This is a genomic window from Mycolicibacterium obuense, from assembly GCF_055397605.1.
In genome coordinates, this window is record NZ_AP043663.1 from 4,762,099 (window position 1) to 4,784,716 (window position 22,618).

At 63.9% G+C, this 22,618-nt stretch carries 24 protein-coding genes; 12 read left to right on the forward strand and 12 right to left on the reverse strand.

Translation table 11 applies throughout. From position 1 onward, the window contains the following. The first annotated feature begins 7 nt into the window (after positions 1-7). The 9 genes from ACZ50N_RS22890 (at position 8) to ACZ50N_RS22930 (ending at position 3,753) form a co-directional block, all read left to right on the forward strand. The gene (locus ACZ50N_RS22890) at positions 8-187 is read left to right on the forward strand and encodes a hypothetical protein (protein ID WP_260755002.1); all 180 of its coding nucleotides are present in this window, start codon (positions 8-10) and stop codon (positions 185-187) included. After that, positions 180-557, forward strand: a complete 378-nt coding sequence (locus ACZ50N_RS22895; protein WP_260755001.1) for an Asp23/Gls24 family envelope stress response protein — start codon at positions 180-182, stop codon at positions 555-557. Before ACZ50N_RS22890 ends, ACZ50N_RS22895 begins: the two co-directional genes overlap by 8 nt. After that, on the forward strand, positions 554-1,177 hold the full coding sequence (locus tag ACZ50N_RS22900; protein ID WP_260755000.1) for a DUF6286 domain-containing protein: 624 nt from the start codon (positions 554-556) through the stop codon (positions 1,175-1,177). The genes ACZ50N_RS22895 and ACZ50N_RS22900 overlap by 4 nt, the downstream gene beginning before the upstream one ends. A 3-nt stretch (positions 1,178-1,180) precedes the next feature. After that, the gene (locus ACZ50N_RS22905; RefSeq protein ID WP_260754999.1) at positions 1,181-1,750 is read left to right on the forward strand and encodes an Asp23/Gls24 family envelope stress response protein; all 570 of its coding nucleotides are present in this window, start codon (positions 1,181-1,183) and stop codon (positions 1,748-1,750) included. A 111-nt stretch (positions 1,751-1,861) separates the two neighbouring features. Next, positions 1,862-2,098: a microaggregate-binding protein 1 gene (gene mbp1, locus ACZ50N_RS22910; RefSeq protein ID WP_260754998.1), complete on the forward strand. Its 237-nt coding sequence runs from the start codon at positions 1,862-1,864 to the stop codon at positions 2,096-2,098. Between the two features lie 105 nt (positions 2,099-2,203). Further along, on the forward strand, positions 2,204-2,482 hold the full coding sequence (locus ACZ50N_RS22915) for a GlsB/YeaQ/YmgE family stress response membrane protein (RefSeq protein ID WP_260754997.1): 279 nt from the start codon (positions 2,204-2,206) through the stop codon (positions 2,480-2,482). Positions 2,483-2,599: 117 nt separating this feature from the next. Then, entirely contained in the window at positions 2,600-2,881 is a 282-nt protein-coding gene (locus ACZ50N_RS22920) for a hypothetical protein (RefSeq protein ID WP_260754996.1), read from the forward strand. Positions 2,882-2,903: 22 nt separating this feature from the next. Continuing rightward, positions 2,904-3,266 (forward strand): septation ring formation regulator EzrA, encoded by a 363-nt coding sequence (locus ACZ50N_RS22925; protein ID WP_260754995.1) that lies wholly within the window; start codon positions 2,904-2,906, stop codon positions 3,264-3,266. A gap of 55 nt (positions 3,267-3,321) precedes the next feature. Then, positions 3,322-3,753 (forward strand): STAS domain-containing protein, encoded by a 432-nt coding sequence (locus tag ACZ50N_RS22930; protein ID WP_464473837.1) that lies wholly within the window; start codon positions 3,322-3,324, stop codon positions 3,751-3,753. Positions 3,754-4,182: 429 nt separating this feature from the next. Here the strand turns inward: ACZ50N_RS22930 and ACZ50N_RS22935 are convergent, their stop codons facing one another. The 5 genes from ACZ50N_RS22935 to ACZ50N_RS22955 form a co-directional block, all read right to left on the reverse strand. Further along, on the reverse strand, positions 4,183-6,324 hold the full coding sequence (locus ACZ50N_RS22935; protein WP_260754993.1) for an integrase: 2,142 nt from the start codon (positions 6,322-6,324) through the stop codon (positions 4,183-4,185). Beyond that, complete coding sequence (locus tag ACZ50N_RS22940) at positions 6,321-8,036, reverse strand: hypothetical protein (protein ID WP_464469929.1); 1,716 nt, start codon at positions 8,034-8,036, stop codon at positions 6,321-6,323. Before ACZ50N_RS22940 ends, ACZ50N_RS22935 begins: the two co-directional genes overlap by 4 nt. Positions 8,037-8,101: 65 nt before the next feature. Further along, a complete protein-coding gene (locus ACZ50N_RS22945; RefSeq protein WP_464469928.1) occupies positions 8,102-9,610 on the reverse strand; it encodes a site-specific integrase in 1,509 nt (502 codons plus the stop codon). Positions 9,611-9,624: 14 nt separating this feature from the next. Then, positions 9,625-10,224 (reverse strand): hypothetical protein, encoded by a 600-nt coding sequence (locus tag ACZ50N_RS22950; protein WP_464473838.1) that lies wholly within the window; start codon positions 10,222-10,224, stop codon positions 9,625-9,627. A gap of 71 nt (positions 10,225-10,295) precedes the next feature. Then, positions 10,296-11,669 carry a hypothetical protein gene (locus ACZ50N_RS22955; RefSeq protein ID WP_464473839.1) on the reverse strand — a complete coding sequence of 458 codons (1,374 nt, stop codon included), beginning with the start codon at positions 11,667-11,669 and terminating at the stop codon, positions 10,296-10,298. A 617-nt stretch (positions 11,670-12,286) separates the two neighbouring features. Here ACZ50N_RS22955 and ACZ50N_RS22960 point away from each other — a divergent pair. Continuing rightward, entirely contained in the window at positions 12,287-13,066 is a 780-nt protein-coding gene (locus tag ACZ50N_RS22960) for a hypothetical protein (protein ID WP_131721969.1), read from the forward strand. Between the two features lie 91 nt (positions 13,067-13,157). Further along, positions 13,158-14,231, forward strand: coding sequence for a GNAT family N-acetyltransferase (locus tag ACZ50N_RS22965; RefSeq protein ID WP_053079257.1), 1,074 nt, complete (start codon positions 13,158-13,160; stop codon positions 14,229-14,231). Between the two features lie 17 nt (positions 14,232-14,248). Here the strand turns inward: ACZ50N_RS22965 and ACZ50N_RS22970 are convergent, their stop codons facing one another. The 5 genes from ACZ50N_RS22970 to ACZ50N_RS22990 are packed head-to-tail and all read right to left on the reverse strand — an operon-like array spanning position 14,249 to position 19,656. Continuing rightward, on the reverse strand, positions 14,249-15,607 hold the full coding sequence (locus ACZ50N_RS22970) for a lipopolysaccharide biosynthesis protein (RefSeq protein ID WP_048421821.1): 1,359 nt from the start codon (positions 15,605-15,607) through the stop codon (positions 14,249-14,251). Then, entirely contained in the window at positions 15,607-16,488 is an 882-nt protein-coding gene (locus ACZ50N_RS22975; protein WP_464473840.1) for a polysaccharide deacetylase family protein, read from the reverse strand. Before ACZ50N_RS22975 ends, ACZ50N_RS22970 begins: the two co-directional genes overlap by 1 nt. A 47-nt stretch (positions 16,489-16,535) precedes the next feature. Then, positions 16,536-17,399 carry a glycosyltransferase family 2 protein gene (locus ACZ50N_RS22980; RefSeq protein ID WP_464473841.1) on the reverse strand — a complete coding sequence of 288 codons (864 nt, stop codon included), beginning with the start codon at positions 17,397-17,399 and terminating at the stop codon, positions 16,536-16,538. Further along, complete coding sequence (locus ACZ50N_RS22985) at positions 17,396-18,325, reverse strand: glycosyltransferase family 2 protein (protein WP_464473842.1); 930 nt, start codon at positions 18,323-18,325, stop codon at positions 17,396-17,398. The genes ACZ50N_RS22980 and ACZ50N_RS22985 overlap by 4 nt, the downstream gene beginning before the upstream one ends. Continuing rightward, positions 18,322-19,656, reverse strand: a complete 1,335-nt coding sequence (locus ACZ50N_RS22990) for a hypothetical protein (RefSeq protein ID WP_464473843.1) — start codon at positions 19,654-19,656, stop codon at positions 18,322-18,324. Before ACZ50N_RS22990 ends, ACZ50N_RS22985 begins: the two co-directional genes overlap by 4 nt. Before the next feature lie 194 nt (positions 19,657-19,850). On the opposite strand from ACZ50N_RS22990, the gene ACZ50N_RS22995 reads away from it, so the two are divergent. Continuing rightward, entirely contained in the window at positions 19,851-20,921 is a 1,071-nt protein-coding gene (locus ACZ50N_RS22995) for a cellulase family glycosylhydrolase (RefSeq protein WP_464473844.1), read from the forward strand. Here the strand turns inward: ACZ50N_RS22995 and ACZ50N_RS23000 are convergent. Together ACZ50N_RS23000 and ACZ50N_RS23005 are read right to left on the reverse strand one after the other, a co-directional pair. Continuing rightward, positions 20,868-21,659: an LbetaH domain-containing protein gene (locus tag ACZ50N_RS23000; RefSeq protein WP_464473845.1), complete on the reverse strand. Its 792-nt coding sequence runs from the start codon at positions 21,657-21,659 to the stop codon at positions 20,868-20,870. The two genes, ACZ50N_RS22995 and ACZ50N_RS23000, sit on opposite strands and share 54 nt — an antisense overlap. Before the next feature lie 15 nt (positions 21,660-21,674). Further along, the gene (locus ACZ50N_RS23005) at positions 21,675-22,610 is read right to left on the reverse strand and encodes a GDP-L-fucose synthase family protein (protein WP_082163849.1); all 936 of its coding nucleotides are present in this window, start codon (positions 22,608-22,610) and stop codon (positions 21,675-21,677) included. Positions 22,611-22,618 lie beyond the last annotated feature (8 nt).

The following is a 22,618-nucleotide window of genomic DNA, read 5'->3' on the forward strand; positions in this document are numbered from 1 at the left end:
CACCCCAATGACCACTGCCACCGTAGGTTTACTGGCCGGGCTGCTGCTCGGCGTCGCCGCCGCCGCCGGCGGATTCACCGGCTTCCTGATCGCTGTGATCCTGGGCGCTATCGGCTACGCGATCGGCGGGCAACGCGACGGCGAATTCGACCTCGCCACCCTCCTGCGGGGACGCGGCCGTGGCTGACACCGCGCCCGCAGTCGACCACGACCCCGGCGGTCGGGGTTCGCTGATCGTGCATGACCGCGTCGCCGAACAGATCGCCGCCAAAGCCGCCCTCGACACCGCCGGAGTTCGGCTTCAGGCCAGCGGCCTGGACAAACTCACCGGACGCACCAAACCCAAGACCCGCGTCAGCATCGCCGCCGGACGCGTCCGCGCGAAAGTCGACATCGCCGTGCCCTGGAGCTACCAACTCAGCGCCGTCAGCGCCGCCGTGCGCGACAATGTCACCTTCGCGCTCTCGCACCTGGCCGGATTGCAGGTCGACGGCGTCGACGTGGCGGTCGCCGCCGTCACCACCAACGACGCCACCACCGGAAAGCGGGTCCAATGACCGCCCCCGAACACCTCGAACACGTTCCGTCGACACACTCGACCTCCGGGCCGCTGCACAACGGCACCCGCCAACCCGAGGCCACGCCACAATCCCCGGCATCGGCCCCGCCGCCGCTGGCACCGGCGGCCGCGCACTACGTCGGCGTGATCAGCGCCCTGCTGCTGATCGCCCTCGGCGCGGCCGGCATCCGCGACGGCATCGCCGCGGCCGGCTGGATCACCGGACCCTCCTGGACCCAAGCGGCCATCAACTGGTTCGACGGCCAATCCGCGGCCGGCTGGATGGTCCCCATCGGCGCCATCCTCGCCGCCGTCGGCCTCATTCTCGTCGGGACAGCGCTGTCCCCGCGCCGCCGCAAAGCCATCCCCGTGCAGGCCAAAACCAGCGTCTACCTCGACGTCGCCGACACCGCCAAACTCGCCGCCGCCGCCGCGCGCGTCGTTCCCGGCGTCACCAAGGCCACCGCCTCGGCGACCCGCCGCGCGGTCAAAGTGACAGCCCGCACCACCGGACCCGACGTCACCAAAGACGCCATCGCCGGCGCCGTCCGCACCGCCTTGGCGCCGCTGGCCTCAGCGCCACGCATCTCGGTGCGCACCCGAGTGGAAAGGCCCTGAACCATGACCGGTACCGCCACGTTCGTCGACCGCCTCGCCGCCCTGATCCTCGGCCTGTTCCTTCTTGTGCTGGGCGTGGCCATGATCATCTGGACGACTCACCTGATCGACGGCACCCCGGTCTACCTCACCGCCCCGGGGCTGATGACCGCCGCCCAAACCGCATGGTGGCCCTGGGCCGTCACCGCCGCCGGAGTCCTGCTGGTGCTGCTCGGGGTGCGGTGGCTGATCGCGCACCGGCCCGCCCGTCGGGCCGGGGACCTCACCTTGGCCGACAGCAACCTTTCCGAAGGTTGTCTGTCGGCCAACCTCGGCTCTCTGGCTGACGCCGCGGCCGCCGAACTGCGCGAGCGCCCCGCGATCAAATCCGCCAGCGGCAAAGCCGTCATCGACCGCGGCAAACCCAGCATCCACCTCGACGTCACCGCCGCCGGCACCGACACCCTCGCCCACGCCGCCCACGCGGCCGACGAGATCGCCGCCACCACCGTCGGCATGCTCGGCGACTCCATTGCCGTGCAAACCCGCCTACACGTCAACACCCGCAAACCCAACCCCCGCCGGCTCGCGTGACCTCCGCCCACTAGCCCGGCACGCCCGGAACGCACCGAGCGCCACAGGTTTTCCCGCTCATGTACGGGCGGGAGAAGTCAACACACCACACCATCGAGAAGGGATAAACCCATGACAGACAGCAACAGCGGACCGGCCGAAGGCATCAAGGGCGTCGTCGAAGGCGTCAAGGGCAAGGCCAAAGAGGCCATCGGCGCGGTCACCGGCAACGACAGCCTGACCGAGGAGGGTAAGGCCCAGCAGGACAAAGCCGACGCCCAGCGCGACGTCGCCCAAAAGGAAGCCGAAGCCGAAGCCGCCCGCGGCGAAGCCAAGACCCACGAAGCACGCCAGAAAGCCGCCGAGTAGTCAAGTCGTGAGCTGCCCCGCCGCCCCGGCGGGGCAGCCAGCACCCCCGTCTCTCGACGCCGCGGTTCGCAGCACACGCGGCCCCCACCATCAAAGGAGAAACCCGTGATCGGAACCATCATCGGCGCCATCGTCGTCGGACTCATCGTCGGTGTGCTGGCCCGACTCGTCATGCCCGGCAAGCAGAACATCGGGGTCATCGTCACCGTGCTACTCGGCGCGATCGGCTCATTCCTGGGCACGTGGGTGTCCTACAAACTCGGATACTCCAACCAGAACGGCGGCTTCAAGATCATCCCGTTCCTTGTCGGAATCATCTTCGCCGTCATCCTCATCGCCGGCTACCTCGGCATCACCGGCCGCCGCAGCACCCGAACCCGCTAACCCGCGCGCCGCACCCCCGCCGCCGATCCAGCCGACAGGCCGTCAAGCCACGCCGGTGACAAGTCAAACACCCATCGGCGGCACTGCAAATGTCACCCGGCACTGAAAGGAACCGCCATGTTGGCACTCCTGAGTTCACCAGTGCGGCGCTGGCTGCTGGCCACGCTGCTACTGCCACTACTCGCCTTTGCCCTGGCCAAGGTTGGTCTCTACCTGCAACGCCGCAACGGCGGCGCCCCCACCCGACTGTCGCGGGCACTGCTCTCGGTGTCAGCCTTCACCCGGCGCCGCAGCAACCGCGGCAACGACCGGAACGACCTCATCGACAACCCGCGACCTGACACCCCACCCATCGCACCGCCGCCCGCGACGACCACCCTCGACGCGCCGCAGAAGTGACCACCTCCCGTTAGGACACACCATGGCCACCAAACGAGCCACCAAAAAGACCACCGGCAGCCGCAAGACTGCACCCACCACGTCGACCACGAAGAGGTCCGCTTCCCCGTCACGATCACGCACGGCGAAGGCTTCCACAAAGACCGGAAGCCGCGGCACCGCCAAGACCGCGACACCGCCGGCAGCCAGTGTTGCCGCCGCCCAGAAGGTGTTGCGCACGGTCGAACGCCGCGAAGCCGCGCTGCGCAAATCCCTTGACCAACAAACGAAGACCATCAAGAAGGTGAAGAAATCCCTCACCGAGCACCGCGACGCGGTCAAAGACCTCGAAACCGACCTCAAAAAGGTGAAGAAGACACGCAAGTCGGTGACCTCTGCCCTCTGAACGCCCTCCCGCCACCTACGTGACGGGAGGCCCGCACCGTGCCGGCCAAGCCGACGTGACCCAGTGTTCCGGCCTCGTCACCGTAACCATGACGTTCCGACGACCACGCACTCGACGGCGACACCGCGACCGTGCACGCTTCGTCTACAGAGTCGAACACAGCACCACCATCGTTGTCGCCCGTGGCGACATCGACGCGTCCAACGCCTACGATCTCCTCCAAGAAGCGCGCGGCCGCACCGTCATTCGTCACGCACCGCTGATCCTCGACCTCACCGCGGTCACGTTCCTCGGCGCAGACGGGCTGCGAACGCTCCTGGCCATCAGCCGACGACACGCCTCCACGGCAACCCCCTGGATCGTAGTACCTGGACCCGCGGCAAGCCGACTACTGCAGATCGGCGACACCGCGCGTCAGATCCCCACAGCCGAATCGGTCCCTGAAGCCCTCACCATCCTTTTTTCGGACGATCTCGTTAACGGTTAACGAGATAGTCCCAGATAGTCCCCGGTCATCGACATGGGTATTTGCGTGGCATTGAAGTAACGACGTTGGCTCCGGAGGTTTCGTGCGTGAGTTCGGTAATCACCGCTGAGAGCGTTCTAACCCTGCTTCGCAGGTGAGCATTTTCGGCAGCCAAATCCTGGTTGTGATTACGGGCCTGTGCAAGTTGACGTTGCAGAGCCTCGGCCGTGGCCGTGACGGGTCCGCACCCGACCGTCGCCTTGAACTCGTTGAGCAGATCGCTGTGATGTTCGTAGAGTCTCTGACGTGATATTCCCGATTCGTCGGCCAAGGCCACGACAGTGTGTGCGCCGCTGCTCCGCTCGGCTCTATTGTCTCGGAGGCGGTTGATAGCGGCCCGGACCAGTTGGCGTTCCTCGCCGTTGCCTGCGGTGACATTTCCCAGGAGGGTCATTCGTCTTCCCCGTCCTGCTGTGGCGTTGTCGGCGGTCGGCTGGATTCGTGTTCGGCGAGGGCCTTTCGGTGCTCGATCAGGCGCGTCTGAATTCGTTGCCGCAACGGCTCGGGGAGTTCGAGAGTCACCAGGTCGCGTTGGAGTGCCCTGACATGCTGGCGAAGGCTGGCTACGTCGCGGTCGGTATGGGCGGCGTTGACGCAGCCCAGACGGCATCGACTCCAGAAGGGTTCAGCGGAGCTGTCGCTGGGTTCCAGGCAGGCTGCGGTGGCGCGCCGGAACACGCACGTCACGACGGCGCCGTGGTGGATCTGCAAGTCCGGATTCTTTAATGCGTTAGCGACCTGACTCTTGGTGGTCACTGTTAAGCCCGCGAACGTGCGTGCCCGCTCGATGCGGGCCCGATACTCATCGGCCGCCGGGCCGGAGACGTGCTCGCCGCCTACGAGTCGTTGGGCATCGTCGTGGATGATCTCGGCACGGTGGAGGAACTGCTCGAAGGTGATGTCGTCGAGGAATCCCGAATCAGCGCCGCCGGCATAACCGTGGATCATTTGTGTGTGCAGGTGACCGTATTGCGTTGCGCCGGCGATCGTTCCGCCGGGCCGCCGCACGATGTGCCAGGCCAGTGTGCGGCGTAACCGCGGCACCTGGATCGTGCCGTTCGGGTCAGCGCCGATGAGCGGATGGCTGACTGCCGGAGCGATGTCACGGTTGAACCACCCGATGAAGCTGGTGATGTCGGTGTTGATGGAGCCGGGCGTCCTGGTCCGGGTAGCGCCGAAGAGGAACCGTTCCTGGGAGCACATGTTGAAAGCCGGGAATAGCAGATCGCTCACCGTGATCTGCTCGAGAACGCTGATGGCGTGGGCGGTTTCGTCGGTCACGACCCACGGGATCGTGGCCGGCGATCGGTTCCGACGCTGCTCATCGGCCTTCAACTGGTGACCGGACATGAGCGTCAACGCCAGTTTCGAGTCCCGACTGATACAGCCACGTCGTAGGTTCAGTGCCTCGCCGGTCCGAACACCCGAAAGGTAGGCGATCACGATGAAACAGGCAGTCGTGACGTGGCGAAGCAGATCGACGAGTGCACTCGCGCCGACTGGGTCTTCACGCCAGCGATGGGTGCCGATGGCGCTGAATGTGTCGACGCGCAACATGTCGACGTCGATCGGTAATCCATGCTTGGCCAGCAGGACTGACGTCTCTTTCATGCGTTTCAGTTCGGTGTGGTTAAGCCATCCGCCCACGGCTAGACCCTTCAGATCGACACTGGTCGTGCCGCCTGTCCGGATACCCGGAAGTGAGGCGTCATTGCGGCCCAGGGCAGCTAGCAGGCAGTCCAGTTGAGCCTTGGTGGTGTCGAACAGCGACACGGTACGGGTGGGAGCCCGACGAATGTCGGGTGCGATCTGGTGGGCCAGGCGCCGCATTGCGAGGAGTTTGCGCGCTGCGGGAAGGAGATCAGCCGCGACCGTGCGGGTCACCATCAACGCCGCCGAGAGCAGCGGCTCCATGACCTCGGGATGAATGCGCGGGGTTGTGTTCGGCTTGCCCCAGGATGACTCGTAGTTGGCGAGACCTCGTGCGCTCGCGCCGCCCCACAACGGCTCTGCGGGGAGCCGGCAATGCGGGGGCAGCGCTTCCCGGTACGCGTGCAGACGTTTGACGGCCTGCAGCGCCGAGCGTTTGGAGCCGGCGCTGACACCGCTGGTCTCGGTCACGTGGCGCAGATAGCCATCGAGGTGTTCGGTGCTGACCTGGCCGAACGATGTGACACCCATGTCCGCCAGCCATATCGCGAACCGTCGCAACGGCACCAGCTCGCCCAAGATCGTCTTGATGTGCGGATACAGCGATCGGGCACTGTCAAGGCGCGGTGGGTCGTCGACGATGTTGAGCAGGGCGAACAGATAGAGCTTGCAGGCGTGGCGAAACGGCGTCGGGAACCCCTCCCAGTGCACGGCTTGTCCCGCGCTGTGGCGGTCCTCGATCGCCGCGGACAGATCCCACACCGGGTCGCCGAATCGGCATCGGATCCCGTCGATATGAAGCGTGCGGTTGATCACGACCTCTGTTGCGGGGGCGACGGAGACACCAGCCACGACGTCGAGTGCTTCAGCTGTGCTCGTCATGATGCTTCAAGGTTTCCTGTCAGCAGGAGGTTGACCGTCTGGTGATCGGCGGCGGTGATGTCGTCTCGCGCGGCGCTCAGCTGGGCCTGCTCGTACTCGGCGAAAATGCCGTCCAGTTGAGCGAGAGGACCCGCGTGATCGGCGATCCACCGCTCGATGGGCATTTCTTGGCGCAGGCCGCGAAGCCGGTCGGCAACGACCAATTGAACAGGTAGGTGGCGCGGGAAGGCGCGAGCGTTGCTGCAGTCCAGGCATGCCATGAACGACTGGCGACACCGCTTACCGTCGACCGGCGAATGGTCGAAATCAGCGCACGCGCCCAGCACGGCGTCCTGGCCGGATCCGTCGTCGTCGGTATCCGGTTGCACCGTCATCGACCGTCGGGCCAGTGCGCGTGCAACCTGGTCATCGAGGGCCTCGGCGACGATCTGGAATCCCTCGTGGCGCACAGAGTCCATGCGACTCAGATAGCGCGCCAACGTGGCCGGGGTGTGAGATATGGGTTTTCGGACCTGCTCCAGGTAGGTCTTGCGCAGCCGGTCCATACTGATCCCGAGGAGCAACTCGTCATGCTCGGCACCGCCGGTCAGCCACGGCGCCAGCCACCGCCGTCGAGCATTCACCCCAGAGGCGGTGCTGCTGATGCCGTATCCGAAAAGTTTCCGTTCGGCATTATCAGGCTGGGCGCTAAAGTACACGAAGGCGTGCTGGGACCCGGTCAACGCGCGGGCCGGTTCAGTCAGTTCCAGCAGCACCATGAAGACTCCGTACGCGGTCGTCAGCGACGTATTGAGCACTGCAGCGCGCCGATTCTGGCCACCAAGCGGCCGCAGCTCGGGGCGCAACGCGGTCACCGGCACCGTCATCGCCGACCGTTTCCCACGGCGGGGCTTGTTGGCGCTGACGAACACGATGCCGGGCTCATCGGGACTGCTAGCGTGTCTGTGCGGCGCGGGCAGCGAGTCCAGCGTCGACAGATTCAGGCCCGTCAGGCCCGCGAGGAGAACACCAGATGCCCACGCCTCGCCCGGGCTGAGATGCAGGAACAACTGAAGGTGGCATCCACCGGCCGCGGCGGCTACTCGCCGCGTCACGTAAGCCCGTGCACCCGAGGCAGTACGAGGGAAGTCGCCCTCACGGGCGCAGTGGTCGAGCACTTCGGCCAGACTACGACGGGGGTCTGCGCGGGGTAGGTGATCGAACCGTCCCGCACGATAGTCGTCGACCATCTTCCAATGAGTCTTCAGCCGGGTCCGCGCCCGTCGAACCATTCCCCGTGCCACGACGTTGATGCGGCGCATCTCCTCCGCGGAGTAGGGCTGGCGTGCCGTGTTCGTCTTCGGGTGACGCACGCGCGTGAACGCCTGGCGTGCCTCGTCGGAGACGACGGGACTGCAGCGCAGCAGTGTCTTCAGGTCATGCAACGGGCCAGGACCGCTGGGTACCCGACACGACAAGGCGAGTAGCCGGGCATCCGAGGCGGACAAACCTGCCAGTCCCTGCAGTCCTGTTCGGTTTTCGGCGAGCCAGCAGCAGGCGTGCCGGGCAGACTGCCACAGCGCACCGGCGCCCCTGAGCCGCTTGGATACGCCCAGAACACCGGTGGCATCTTCGAACGCAGCCGCGAAATCGTGGCGGATTCCGTCGTTGCCGGGCAGGGACCCGAAGTCGAAGTCCTTCGACTGCGTACCGTCCTCGCTGACGAACGTCACGATCAGCCCGCGTCGCCTCGATTCGGGTCGCCACGCTGAATCCGGCTGCGTCGCAGGGCGACCCGTCACGTTGGGGCCGTCAGCACACGCGGTTCGCCGCCACCGACTGTTGCGACGAGACGCTCGAGTGATTGCCGATCGTCGGCATCCATCAGCGCGATGAGCTCCTCGACCTGCAGCACCTGAAACGGCTCGAGGTAGACGCTCCGTGTCACCTCGGCACTGCGATGGCCGAGAAGTGTCGCCAAAAGGAACCACACATCACCGAGCTGATTACGGAAGTCGCGCTGCTCCTGCTTGGTCAACATATCGGTACGGCGCCAAGCGACGAACGTGGCGATGCAATACCACCGCAGCGCAAAAGAATGCCTCAGCATGTGGGGACGGCACCACAACGGCGTTTCCCCTGATGGTGCAAGCGCTTTCGCGACCCTAGAATTCGCGCGGTCGAATGTCTTGTACCAGGAATGTTTGGGGCGAGGTGTTCCGTCGTGATTCAGCCACAGCCACATCGGCTCCAGGCCACCACGTCCCCTGCGAAACAACGTCATTCGTGTCGACGGCCCGAGTGCATCCAGCCGAACCGTACGACGCGATCCCGTCGCATCAATGACCTCCAGCTGTCCATCACGGCGAGCCTGTTCAACGATCCACCGGTCGGCTACCTGCTCATAGCGACCAGCACGTTGCGCACGGGCGATAGCAGCAGTACGACTACCTTCCTGGAGATAGAAGTAGACTTGTTGGGCGACGCGGCGCCGCATCCAGAACGCTCGCCCGCTGCCACCCTTCGCGCAATGAGACGCGACGCGCGAACGAATGAGCCCCTCAAAGCCCGGCTCGGGCACCTCAATGGTCAGCATGCTGGCCCACTCGCCGATTCGTAAACCCGTCCCGAACAACCCCTCCACGAACGCGACGTCGCGATCCTCAGTAGCTCCCCGCCAATCCTGGCGCGGCACGCCCTCCCTTTCGAAACCGCGCAACCCCAGGTTTCGCCACAACCGGAATGCTTGCGGGGTAAGCCATTTCACGTCGGCTCTACGCATTCCCGACGGCGTGCTCTCCAACACGGCTTGGTTCCCGCCCATCCACGACGTGGCAATCGCACGGGCCCGGACGGGGTTGTCAATTCCGTGCTGCTCGGCCGCCCACGAGTAGAAACCGCGGATCGCCGCGCGATCGACACAGAAACTATTTGAACTCACGTGCTGAGGATTCTCCTCAGCCGACAAACGCCATTCCTTGAACGCAGCCAGTTCCGATCGCGACGCCTGATCCCAGCGAACGCCCATCGCGTGCAGAAAATCGAGCCACACCTTCAGCGACAAGGCGTAACGACGCAATGTCCCCGTTGCTCGTCCCCGCACCAGCGGATCCCGCCAGTAGGCATTCACCAACGCATCCGCCCGGCCCCACGGATCAAGAAAGAACGGAGTGCCATCACACGCACCGTTGCGCTTCGCCCAAGCCTCGACATCACCCAACCCTGGAACCACGTCGTCCACCGATACGAAACGTCGGCGGAAATCGTAGAAATGAAGAGTCCAACCGTCAGCCGAATCACTAACCATCTGCGGCTCCCCACTCACCTCGCGGCCGTTGCCCCCATCCTCGCCGAACCGATTCCACAAACCGTCTTCGACACGCCTGTCGGGCAGAGAACAGGTGACTGGATGTTGCCTGGGCAATCGACCACCGATGAGGTGCTCACGACGTTGTCGAACAGGTCTTTGGCGGCTGCCTTGTCCGCGGCGAGCGTGTAGGTGGCTGTGAGCGGTCCGCCGGGATCGGTGTTCGCTCCGCAACTCACCTGGGCCAGCGCGCCCTGCGCAGGGACCACCGTCTCACAGGAATCCGGGGCGTACCCCGCAGGCAGCATCTGCAGCAACCGGGCCTGCGCCTGTTCCGAGCTCTCCCTCGTCGACGTGGGCGCATCGTCGCCTCCGGCGGTGTCGGAGCCATCGGACGACGGCCAGAACATCCACGCAATCGCTCCGAGCGCCACCACGGCGACCGTGGCGACGGCGATCAGCACGACCGGCCGGTTGTCACGGCGCACCGGTCGCGGAGTCACCGACAGCGGCGCATCGAAGCGCCCATCCGCCGACGTCGAAGACCGCCGCGGCTCGTGCGCGTGCAGCGGCCCGGTGTCCTCGTCGTCGGGTGGTGGTTCCTGAGGACTCATGATGTCCAGGCTAGTGCGTGACCGACCTCGATCGTGTCAAGCTCTTGCGCAGATGACCGTGCCCCCTGGAGTCACGAGCTAGGCGAACCCCCGTCGCCCCCATCACCGTGACTCGCAGAATCATTGCCACCGCTGGCATCTCGTCCCCCCGCGGGACCGTCGCCACCACCCCCGCCAGTGTCTTCTCCAGGTCCCGTGGTTCCCGTCGACTCCGCGGCGCCGCCCGAAGGTGAACTGTCTTGTCCACCCTGCGGTTCGTCGCTGTGGGATTCGGTGTCCTCGCCCGGATTCAGGTCATCAGAGTTTGGCGTCGTTGCCGACACGTCGCCTTCGACGGTGGCCCGCGTCGGTTCAGTCGGCTCCGGTGTCGACATCTCCGATGACGCAACAGGTTCTGGCGCAGCTGTCATCGTCGGTGGGGAGTACGTCTCAGGAGCGGCTGTCACGGTTGTCGGCGCGAACGTCTCGGGCGCAATGGTCATCGGCGCAGGCGGTGGCGCCGGAGCCGGCTCTGTCGTCGGAGCTGTCTCGAATGTCGCTGCGAACACCTCAGGCGCTGCGACGGCCGCCAGCATCGGCGTGGCAGCCACGGGATCCACCGCACGCATGACACTGGCTGTGATGGCGTCAGCGACAATTGAGACACCAGGCTCGACGTTGACGAATCCGACAGGCGCAGGCGCAGGCGCCGTCGCAGGCGCGGCCGGGGCAAGTGGCGCCGAGGGGTCGCTGCGGACGTAGCGCATGTCCACGCTGGCGGTCGGCCTACCGTTGACCGCGATCTGCACCTGGTAGGGCGTTGCGGGAGCGGACGTCAGTGCGATCTTGGCCATCTCCGTTGTGATTCTGGGAAGATCCACCGTTCCCAGGGAAGCGGCGTCGAGCAGCCGACTCAAGTCCCTCATTTCGGGGAGACCGAGCACAGCAGTAAGTGCGGAATCGGGCAACGCCAGTAACGCGCGCAGCTTGTCGATGAGTGACGACACGTCTCTGTCACCGAACCTGGACGTCAAGAGGATCAGCAACGCCTGCAACTTGGCTTTCACGGGCACTTCACCGAGAGTGCCGAAAAGGTGTGGGTTGGCGGCCATTTGCGGACCCGGCGCCACCCCCGCCCTCGCTCCCTCGAACATCGTGAACGACACGGACTCGGTGCTCACCACACTGCGGACATCGATCGGTCCGGCGGTCTCGACACCTCGCTTCGGTGAGCCAGACTCCGCGACAGCAACTTTGGTCATATCAGGAAGCGCAACGTAGATCCCGGACGGCACCGTCGACGGAATGAGAGCCCACGTCTGAATAGCAATACCCGAGACGAGGAACAGCAGAAAACCACGACGAGCTCCTGTCGACATGCGATCGCCGATCAGCTCCGGATGGTCGACGATCTTTCGAACAGCCACCCACGGAGCCGGTTTGCGATCACGCGAAGTCTCACTCACGGGCCACCCTCCTCGATCTCGGGTCGGTAGGCCAAACCGCGTTCGCGGAGTGTCCGGAGTCTTGTCAGGCAGTGGAACAGTGACGCGTCACCTATGGCGTGCCGCCAACAGGACCGCTGCGCACATAGCGTAAAACTTTGCCAGACGAGGTGTCAACAACGCGGCGGGTCAGATCAGACGAGAAATGGAACAGACATTTTCCGATCACGATATTCGGATACCGGACGCTAGGCCGGTGACTGGCGTGATGTTGCGCCACGCACCCGCAGATCAATGTCCGACTGGCCCGAATCACACTGTCCGCGAGAACTACTCATGGATTCAGTCCCGCATAGGTCTCGTGCGCGTCGATGCCTGGGAAAGAACTAGATCCTTGCCTGCTGCGCATGAATCTCGGTGCGCGGACCAGCGCCGATCGGCCGGATGAACTCTCGAGAGAAATGACTTCTCCGGCGGGCTGTCTGCGTTGCTGAGGTAGACGATCGACGCCGATTCCATTCGTGTCCTCCATCGAACCGGTCACTCGCACACCGACCTGGCGATAGCCTCGCGGCACCACCCCCGTGTCTGCGATCATCCACTCACGGTCATGGTGGTCCCCCGACCGAAGGGCGTTGATGACGACACCACCCACCTCGTCGGCGAATCACCGGGACATGCTGGCCGCGGCGTCGATTCGTATCGCCTGCGGGGCATTTCTGTGCTTCCTGTTGTGCACGTGCGCATCCCCGACGGCGCACTCTGACCTCTACCAGGATTACAGCACCGAGCCGAACGGTAGCCATCCTGCTGTGTTCGACTCCGGTCAGACCGCGATTCTCACCTACACGCCGAACGACTCGGCCCGTCCCACCATCTACGGGGGAAGGTCGATCATCAACTACACCGGTCCCGGCCGCGGAGCGGGGTACGCCACCGCGCAGTTGGACGCCACGGTTTCCTACGTCGAGGCTGATTGGAACTTCGGCTCCGGTGGAACTGCCAGCGGCGCGATGGCTTTGGGTTTGTACGCAACCGAGATTCCGTCGGGCTACCTGGGCGACACGCTCACACCGGATAGCCCGGCGCACGTCGTGTTTCTCGATGATCACTTCGAGTACGGCGTGTGGCAGAACCATGTTCTGACGGTCATCGCGAATGTGCCGTACGGGCGCCGCTTCGGCACCGAAACTCAGCACGTCGCCATGTATGTCGACAACACGGCGGGCAAGGCGTGGGTGTTGGGACCGACCGGCGTCGTCTACGGTCCGTACACGCATCCACAGATCAAGGATGTGACTGCTCCGTACGTGACGATCGAGCAGTTCTACGGCGACGCCAGCACTGATACGCGTGTGGAGATCCAGCGGTGGCGCGCATCCTCGGATCCCAGCAATCCGCCGATGCCGCGCCAGTGAAGTAGATTGCGCACGAACGCAACTCACCCGGTCAGCGCCCATATGCGGAAAGAGCAGCAGGGTCTCTGCTCTCCCCTGTAAGTTGACCTCTGTGGGGTGGACACTGACGGATTTCACTGCGCTCGATGCGAATCAACGCAAGGCGTGGTCGGAGGTTCGCGACAGCAACCCGGCGCTCGACAGCCCGTACTTTCATCCGGCCTTCGCCGGGGCGGTGCACGACATGTTCGGCGACGTACAGGTGGCGGTGAACGACGGTCATACCTGGTTCCCGATCCAGGTGCACAAGCGGCGAGCCCGGCCGGTCGGCTGGCCAGGTGCCGACTTTCAAGGACCGGTGACGGCGCCGGGTGTCGCGGTGGATCCCGTCGAATTGGTGCGCACCACAGGGCTGCACGCGCTGACGTTCGACCACATCTCAGAAGCACGCAGCGAGTTCGCACCGTGGTCCGACGGCCATGTGGAAGCGCCCTTCATCGACGTCACCGGTGGCCTAGACGGGTACGTGGGTCGAATCAGCAAAGCAAGTCGGGACAAGTTGTCGCGAGTGCGCAGGATGACCAACAAGGCAACACGTCAACTCGGCGACGTACGTCTCGTCTGGGATGCCCAGGACCCCCGGCTGCTGGACTGGTTGATCGACACCAAACGCGAACAGTACGCAGCGACCGGAGCTTACGACTTCTTCGCCATGAGTCGTCGTCGGGACTTGATCCACCATCTGGCTCAGACCAGAGTCGATGGGTTCGCCGGCATACTTTCAGCGGTCTACGCCGGCGATACGCTGCTCGCGGCGCACTTCGGTCTTCGCGACGGTCCGGTGTTGCATTGGTGGTTCCCGGTGTTCGACCGGTCTTTCGCCGAGTTCGCACCGGGGTGGATTCTGTTGCGCGAACTCATCTCTGCCGCCCCGCAGCTCGGGTTGGCTCGCATCGATCTAGGCCCCGGAGAGGAGGACTACAAGCGGCGGGCGATGACCGGCGCGGTGTCAGTGACCCAGGGTGAGGTAACGGCCACGCCATGGCGGCGAACGCTCCGGACAGCTCGTATCACTGCCGAGCGAACCGCGATCGCACGACTCAAGAACTCCCCGCTCAAGCCGACACTGAGTGCGATGCGGGCGACGGGATACCGCGCCCTGGCTGCGCGCCAAGCACGCAGATAGCTGTTGCGTGCCAGTCGTCATCTCTGTGTGCTGCCGACGAGAATGTCCATCTCCCGAGCCCTGAGCATCCGCGGAATCCAGACGAAGTCTGGAATCACCTGCGCCAGGACCATGGCCACCGTCGCTGCGGCTACGACGCCGGCGGCGCCCCACCGTGCACCCCACCAGATGCCCAGCAGCACGGCCGTCACCCCCATGACCGTGATACAGAACGATTGCCACCGGGCCTCACGCGGCATCGTCAGCATCACTCCGCCGGGCAGGTGGACGCATTCCACGAACAGCATGATGGCGAACGCAACCGCCAAGGCCCGCGGCGCGACAATCTGGCCGCCCGACAACACGGAGGTGGCCCACGGTGCAAAAGCCACGATCCCGATGCCGGCGACTGCGGACGAGAACCCGAACACGGCGACCGAACGCAGCCACAACTGGGTAGAAGCGACGGTGGCTGTTCGGCGCTTGACGAACACCGGCCACAGCGCCATCCCTGCCGTGTCGAAAACCATCCACACCACGCCGAAAATCTGTGCGGTCAACGCGTAGCGCGAGAGCTCCTGTGGTGTCGATACGTGCGAGAGGACCAGCCGGTGTGATTGAAGGCCGAGCGGCAGTCCGATACTCAACACGAACATCCACAACGAGCCGTGCAGAACCTTGCGTCTCGAGTATTCCGCGCTGGGGCGCGCGAACGCCGCCCACCCGAGACCACTGACCCGCAGAGCGAAGATCGTGGCGATACAGTTTCCAGCGAGAACTCCGCCGGCGCCGGATATTGCGTACCAAATACTTTCTGCACCAGTTGTTTTCAGCATCATCGTCAACAACAGGGTGAATGCCGCATTGGCGATGGTCATCAGCACCGCCACCGGGTTCATGTTCAAACCGATGATGATCCGGATACCGATACCAGCTGGAATTCCCAGAGCGATCAGACACACGGCCACAGTGATTGCGATGCGGTCGGCCGAGCCCGTGTTCGTCCCGATCAGCAGGCGCCATGAATCCGTGGCCATGACCGCGACGCTGACCAGGATCAGCCCGGCTGCAACGGCACCGAGCATTCGCACACCGCGCTGCACGGTGGCCAGAGCCACTCCGTCGTCAGTCAACCGACCTGGCCGCGAGCAGGCACTGGTCACCACGGCGCCGATCCCGAGATCCGCGAACGGGATGAGCAGACTGAGGGTCGTGATGAGTGAGACGACACCGAACACGGCCTCTCCGGTCTGGCGCACGATCATTGCGGTGTTGACCAGTCCGATCAGTGCTACCAACGGCGTTCCGACAATGCGAAACGCCGTGCCCAGGACAATCGCCCTACGCTCCATCGGCTGCAGCGAGGCGTCGTACCGGACGGTGTCAGCGGACGTCATCACCGCGCCCTGTCTGGATCCTCGTCAAAAGCTCGCGCACCGGAGCCACACCATGTCGACAGGGAGAAGTAGGCGGCGCGCCGCACCCGGCCCGATTCCAGCAGCCCGGAGACGGTCGTGCTCTGCAGAGTGCGCCGCTGTAACCCGTCGACGATCAACTCCGCGGCAACGGCCCGATCGAACGAGCAACCGGGATCATCTGCGAGGGTGTCATGCAACAGCACAATGCTCCCCGGCTCAGTCCGGTCGATCACCTCGGATGCCACCTCGCGCTCCCCCAGCCCGCTCCAGTCGAAGCTGTCCAGATCCCACATCACCGTCTCGAGGCCGGCATCGCGCTCACCCAGGAACGAGCCCACAGTCTGAGCGCCGAACGGGGGACGGAAATATTTCACCGGTTCACCGGAGATCGTGGCGAGCTCTGATGCCGCTGCGGCGAGCATCCGTCGCGTCGATCGCCGGGAACCGCCGGCGAGCCGACGGTGATCGAAACCGTGCAGACCGATCTCGTGTCCCTCCGCGACGACGCGATGCACCAATCCCGGTAGCCGACGCGCATTCTCCACCAACATGAAAAACGTTGCATGTGAGCGATAGTCGGCAAGAATGTCCAATATCTTGGGGGTCCACACACTGCTGGGACCGTCATCGAAGGTCAAGGCCACGAGTGGCTGATACGTCCGCACACTGCGGATCGACCCCCAACGGTTACCGACGACAGCATCAACGGCGCTGTGCGCGGCGCGCTGCAGGCCACTCTTACGAGCAAACGGATCGTTCATTTCTCCCCCAGAAACACCCTCGAACGACAAACTTTTTGTGGCCCTTCGGCTGAGCCCGCTCGTCTCCTCGCCCCCCGGCGATGCGAACGCGGCGATCATCCCTCGTCGTCCAGCACGACAGGGAAGCACCCGATGTCCGGTCACTGTCACAGTGGCGCCTCGCTGCACGGAATCCTCCGTCGGAACTTGGTGCCGAGCGCGCGAACCGACCACGCTTTCATGGCGTTCACTGCTGGGTGCACCGCGCTCTTTGCTTTCACCACACGTTCCCAGCAGCGCAGGAGAGCGCGCGAGGTCAGCCTTCCGTTGAACGGATAGCAGCCGACCAAGTCCCAGATCCTCCGCATGTCGTCGAAGACGTCATCCACCGAGCGTGCCGAGCCGGCGCCAGTGATGTCGAAATCGGTGACCACGCGCTCGATGGTGATGGGTTCGAGCACCAACGCGGCGCGCAGCATGAAAAGTTGGTCGGCAGCGATGTCGAACTCGACATCGTATCCACCGATCTTTCTGACCAGGGACGATCCGAAGAAGGAAGCTTGATGGGGGATGGTCGCCTGGATCATCAGAAACCTCCGCATGTCGAAAGGCATGGGTGCCTGCAGCCCGACGCTGACCCCGTCGGGCCCGATCAGGTTCTCCATGCCGTATCCCCACAGGTCGCTCACGGGACCACGATTCGCGATCTCTTGCACTACGTGGGCCAGCGAGTAGGGATCAGAAAAGCGGTCACGAGAATGGAGGAACCACAGCAGATCTCCCGATGCACGGGCGATCCCCTGGTTCATCGCGTCGTACCTCCCGGCATCGGGCTCGGACTGCCAGTACCCCAAGCCGGTTTCGATCTGACGCAGGTAGTCCACGACGTTGTCACCCGATCCACCGTCGATCACGATGTGTTCGACGGGTCCCGGGTACCGCTGGGCCCGAACGCTGTCGACGGTTCGTTTGAGACCGTCGAGGTCGTTCAAGGTGATGGTGATCACCGAGACGGTCGGAGCAGAGCTCATTGATCCTTCTCCGTCGACGGTCTTCTCAACGAGCTTCGCACCTTTCTCAGCGCGATACGTGTAGTCGCCGTCGAGACGTAGACCCATGCCCAGATCCCTGGTCGACCCCATCGCACACTCGCGACGATCGATCGAAGAACGCCACGGAACGAGCCTGCTTCGAGCGCCGAACTGACGGGGCTGTAGAGAAAGTAGTCACCTCGCACGCGCTTCGACTCATCGGCGAGCTCACTTTTCCCCCAGTCGATGTAGTCGGCACTGCGATCCACCCCCGGACGTGACTCCGAGTTGGCCGTCACGTTGACCTCGACGAGGCAGTCAGGGAGCTGGAGGATTGGTAGATCGGGCAATTCGCGCTGAACCCTCATCAACCATGAAGGGTCATCGTGGATCGAGCCCGCCGATACCGACAGCGGCACCGCATCTGCAACCGCCCTGGGAAACATGAGTGTCGGCACCGCGATCGACGGTCGCGCCCGTCTCATCGAGGCCAGTTGCATCAAGTACGGAGCCACCCGTTCACCCGGACCGATCAACCTGCGCGGCATCGTCAGTGGCTTGCGACCGTCTGCTCGTCGCTCGTACCGACAGGAAACGATCCAGCGGTCCCGGCAATGCGGCACCGCGGCGAGTTGCCTCTCCAGTTTGGCCTTCCTCCAGGAATCGTCATCGTCGAGGAGGGCGATGATACTGCCGCTGGCCGAATCGATCCCCAGCTGTCTGGCGCGGCCGGGACCCTCGCCTCCCGATGTCCGCAGAACCCGGATAGCCTCGGAGGTCGGCAATTCCGGTTCGCTGTCGGAATCGACCACGACGATGACCTCGAGGGGTGGGACGGTCTGGTTCAGCGCCGATTCGACTGCGATGCGCAAACTCGTTCTGCCGACAGTGGGAATGATGACGCTCACCGTGGGTTCGATGGTCAACGGAGAAACTCCTTCTCGTCGAAGTGCGAGTGCGAGGGCATGTGCCTCGCAGCGAAGACAACTGCGAGCATGGCGAAGCCCGAAAGGGATCCGTAGGACCAGGGTGAGAAAAGTAGATCCCACACCGCCTGCAGCGATACGGCAATCACCAGAACGGACCAACGCCCATATCGAGGCGCGTTCCAGATCATGGCCAGCGCCGCGATCATCAGTCCCAGCGGAAGCAGCGCGGCGAAGAGTCCACCTTCCGCCCATGCACCGAGTAATACGGAGTGGAGCGAAACGTCTCCATTCGCGAAGTACCAGCCGCTCTCGATGGGTACGGCAGGATCGAAGCCGAGGGCGATTGCCACCGACTTGGCGCGGTCGAAAGCCTCCGCGCTGATGTTGTTCGCACTGGCCCAGCCGAACCACGGGCGCTCGAGGATGGCCGACATCGACAGCGGAGACTCCGTCCGTCCGGCCAATATCAGCGGAACACCCTCGGCGAGTTGCGTTTCCGTCTTCCGCCCGATCGCATCACCGAGGAGCCCGTCGGCGGCCAGGCGTGGCACGATGGCATACATCGATGTCCCTGACAGTGCGACGAGTGCGACTTGCACCCATCGGGGCACTCGGTTGCCGGCGACCCAGCCCACCAGCGCTATCACGGTCACGAGCGCGCAATTGGTTGCCAGTGAACGGTAGTCAGCGCTCAGACTGTAGGCCGCGACGAGCAATAGCGCGAGCGCTTGAAGCGGAAGAGGCACCTTCATGAGAACCAGGCAGAAGAGCAGGATGAGGACGATCCACTGCCCGAAGCCGTATTTCCACAACTCCGCGGTCGAATCGTAGGTGTCGGCGGATGCCCCGACATGGAAAACGCTGTACGCCGCTGCGCCGATCGCGATTCCGCAGTAGATCGCGAAGATGCGGAGGAGGTCCCTGCCGGCGAGTACCAGAAATCCCGCGAAGTAGACCGCGAACGCCGCCCACTGCTGCACTCGCTGATCGACGAGACTCAGATGGTTGATCTGGGCCGAAATGCAGAACGCAGCGAATCCGGTCAGGGCGAGGACGAGCGGTAGCCACTGGCCGAGCGTCAAGCGGGTCAAGAGCAAAGCCGGCGCCAGCAGAAGGCACATCGGGGCCAGCATCGTCAATGTGAACCCTTGGATTTGAATCGCTGTCGTCGCACCCAGCGCAATCAGCACAACGACAGTGAGCGCTCGGCGTGCGGTCTGCCGCCGCCTCTCGAATGACCCGCGCGAGGGAGCGACGACGTGTGAGACGAGCGAGTTCTCGGCGTTCTGACCTCTGATGAGCCTGGTCTGCGTGACCACGCCGTTCATCGGGGCAGTCCGATGCCGGCGAACAGTGCGCGCGTGACCCGCCCATTGCAGATCAGCCGATCGCGGGGCATTCTTGCTCGGAGAGAACCGGTGACGCCGCACTCTCGGGTTGTCGATCGAAGGGGAGCCAGACGGTGAATGTCCTGAGAGGCCAACGCCCCCCTCCGGTTCCACGATTGGCCGTAGGCGTCATCGTGGGACTGGTCATCGCGATCGTCGGATGCCAGACGGTCGGGCCGCCTGATTCTTTCGCGAGGCCCCTGCCCTCGACTGCGGCACTGCCGCCGGGCCTCGTCGGGGTGACAGCCGTCACGCTGACCGACCCCGCTACCAGAGACAGACAGTACGATCAGATTGCGGCCGATCGTTTCAGTGCCGTTCGGCTTCAAATCGAGTGGGATCTCATCGAGCGATCCCCGGGCCGATTCGACTGGGCTGACACGGATTCGCTCGTCAATGGCGCAGCCAGCCGAGGCCTGACGGTCCTCGGAGTTCTCTCCTATGCGCCCTCCTGGGCCGTTCCCCCTCAATACCGGGACCTCGTCCACCCGGCGCCGGCCGACGCGGGCCCCTGGGCCAACTTCGTTGCCCAAGCCGCCAAGCGCTACTCGAATGTCATTCACAACTGGGAGATCTGGAACGAGCCGAACATCGACGACAGCTTTGCGCCAGGGCCCAATCTGGCCTTGTACTCGTCGATGCTCAAGGAATCCTATCGGGCCATCAAGAGGGTCGATCCACAATCCGTGGTGATCACCGGAGGTACGTCCCCGGCAGTGGACAATCCGACGGAGATGTCGCCTGTCACCTTCATCAAGGGGTTGTACGACAATGGCGCAGGTGAATTCTTTGACGCGGTCGCCATGCACCCGTACAGCACACCGGAGCTCCTGACCACCGAAGGAACGTCGGATACGTCGAACTCGAATCGAGCGATCAAAGACGTCAGCGATCTGATGGCCAACGAGGGCCAGGACGGTAAGCGGATCTGGTTCACCGAATTCGGCGCGTCGACCGCCACCCCCGGAGCTGTCGCTCCGGATCTCTCCGGTCAGCAGGTCGGCGTGTCCCCGCAGCGTCAGAGTGAGATCCTGACCAACGGGATAAGTTTCCTGCGGTCTCTTCACAATGGGGGCCCCATCTTCCTCTTCGACTTCCGCGATGTCGAAACGGGAAGTCGCAACGTGCAATACAACTACGGTCTGGTCCGATCAGATTTCACAGCAAAGCCGGCGCTCGCAGCCGTCCAAGCCCTTCTCGGTTGATGGTGGCGCCGGTGAGACGACGAATGCTCGACGATTGCCGTTCGACCGCATACTGCGGGGAAGGTCCACCCGCAGCGTCGTCGTTGCGCTCTCCTCTCGCTCGAACCAACTGCCACCCTCCAACGAAATCGATCTGATGAACTCGGCGGGAGACCCGGCGTAGACACCGGGAGCTTGATGCGCCTTTCTCGGCCTGCTCAACATCGAGTTCGCGACCAGCAGCGAATGAGGCGGCAGCACTGCACCCTTCAGTACCAGACAGTTGGTCAGCACTACCGAACGTTCACCGATGCTGACCCATCCTGCGGACTGCACGTCGAGCATGATGTCGATTTCGTGGCTGAGGATAGTGGTCCGTTGGCCGGCGATACCGGACATGTCGCCGAGCGCCACATTCCCGGAGCAATCGATGTTGTGTCGACTCGTGATGATCGCGCCGTCACCCATGACGAGAACCCCGACATCTGGGTGCAACGCTTGATAGGCGGGATGCGCGGAGATCGTGTTGAGTGATCCGATCGATGCTCCGTTGCCCACCTTCAGCAGGCGCACACGGCGAAAGACGTTCAGTGGGCCGATCATTGCGCTCTCACCGATGACCGCGCGGCCGACATTCACCGCCAGGAGCGGCGCGATGTGGGCAGACGCGGCAACATCATGGCCGAACATCCGCAAGAGCCTGTTCTTCAGCCCGCTGCCCGGCAGAAGCCAGACGAGCATCTCGACCTTCTTCTTCACGAACCGGCCTCCTTCTCAGCGAACGCCGGCGTGCGACTCGACGAACCAGGCGTACATCTTTTTCAGCCCGGCCTCGATCGTGAGAGTCGGCTGCCAACCGAGGGCCCTCAACTTGCTGTTGTCCATGAGCTTGCGCGGTGTGCCGTCTGGCCGGGTTGCGTCGAACTCGACCTCGCCGTCGTATCCGACGACCATCCGCATCAGGAGTGCCAACTCACGGATCGAGATCTCCTGCCCTGAACCCACATTGATGATGCCGCGGCTGTCGTAGTTGCGGAGGAGGAAGACACAGGCATCTGCCAGGTCATCGGCGTCGATGAGCTCTCGCCGGGGTGATCCGCTCCCCCACACGACGACCTTCGGCTGGCCCGATAGCTTCGCCTCGTGGAAGCGGCGCATCAAGCCTGCGACAACGTGAGAGTGTTCCGGGTGGAAGTTGTCCCCTATCCCGTACACGTTCGACGGCATCACCGCGAATGCGTTGAAGCCATATTGCTCTGCATAGGCGTCACACATCGTGATGCCCGCGATCTTCGCGACTGCGTACGGCCGATTGGTCTCCTCGAGGGCGCCAGTGAGAAGCGCCTCCTCCGTGATCGGTTGTTCCGCGTGTTTGGGATAGATGCAACTCGATCCGAGGAACATGAAATTCTGAGTTCCGTTGCGGTATGCGGCGTCGATGACATTCGTCTGGATCATCAGATTCTCGCGGATGAAGTCGGCGCCCAACGTCGCGTTCGCGATGATGCCGCCGACCTTCGCCGCAGCGAGCACCACGACATCGGGGCGCTCTGCAGCGAAGAATTGCTCCACCGCCGCCGCATCGTGCAATGACAGTTCATCGTGAGAGCGAGTGATGATATGAGCGTCCTCCTCGAGGAGGCGTCGCGTGATGGCTGATCCGACCATGCCGCGGTGTCCGGCCACGTAGATCTTGGGTTCGTTGTACACAAGTGCCT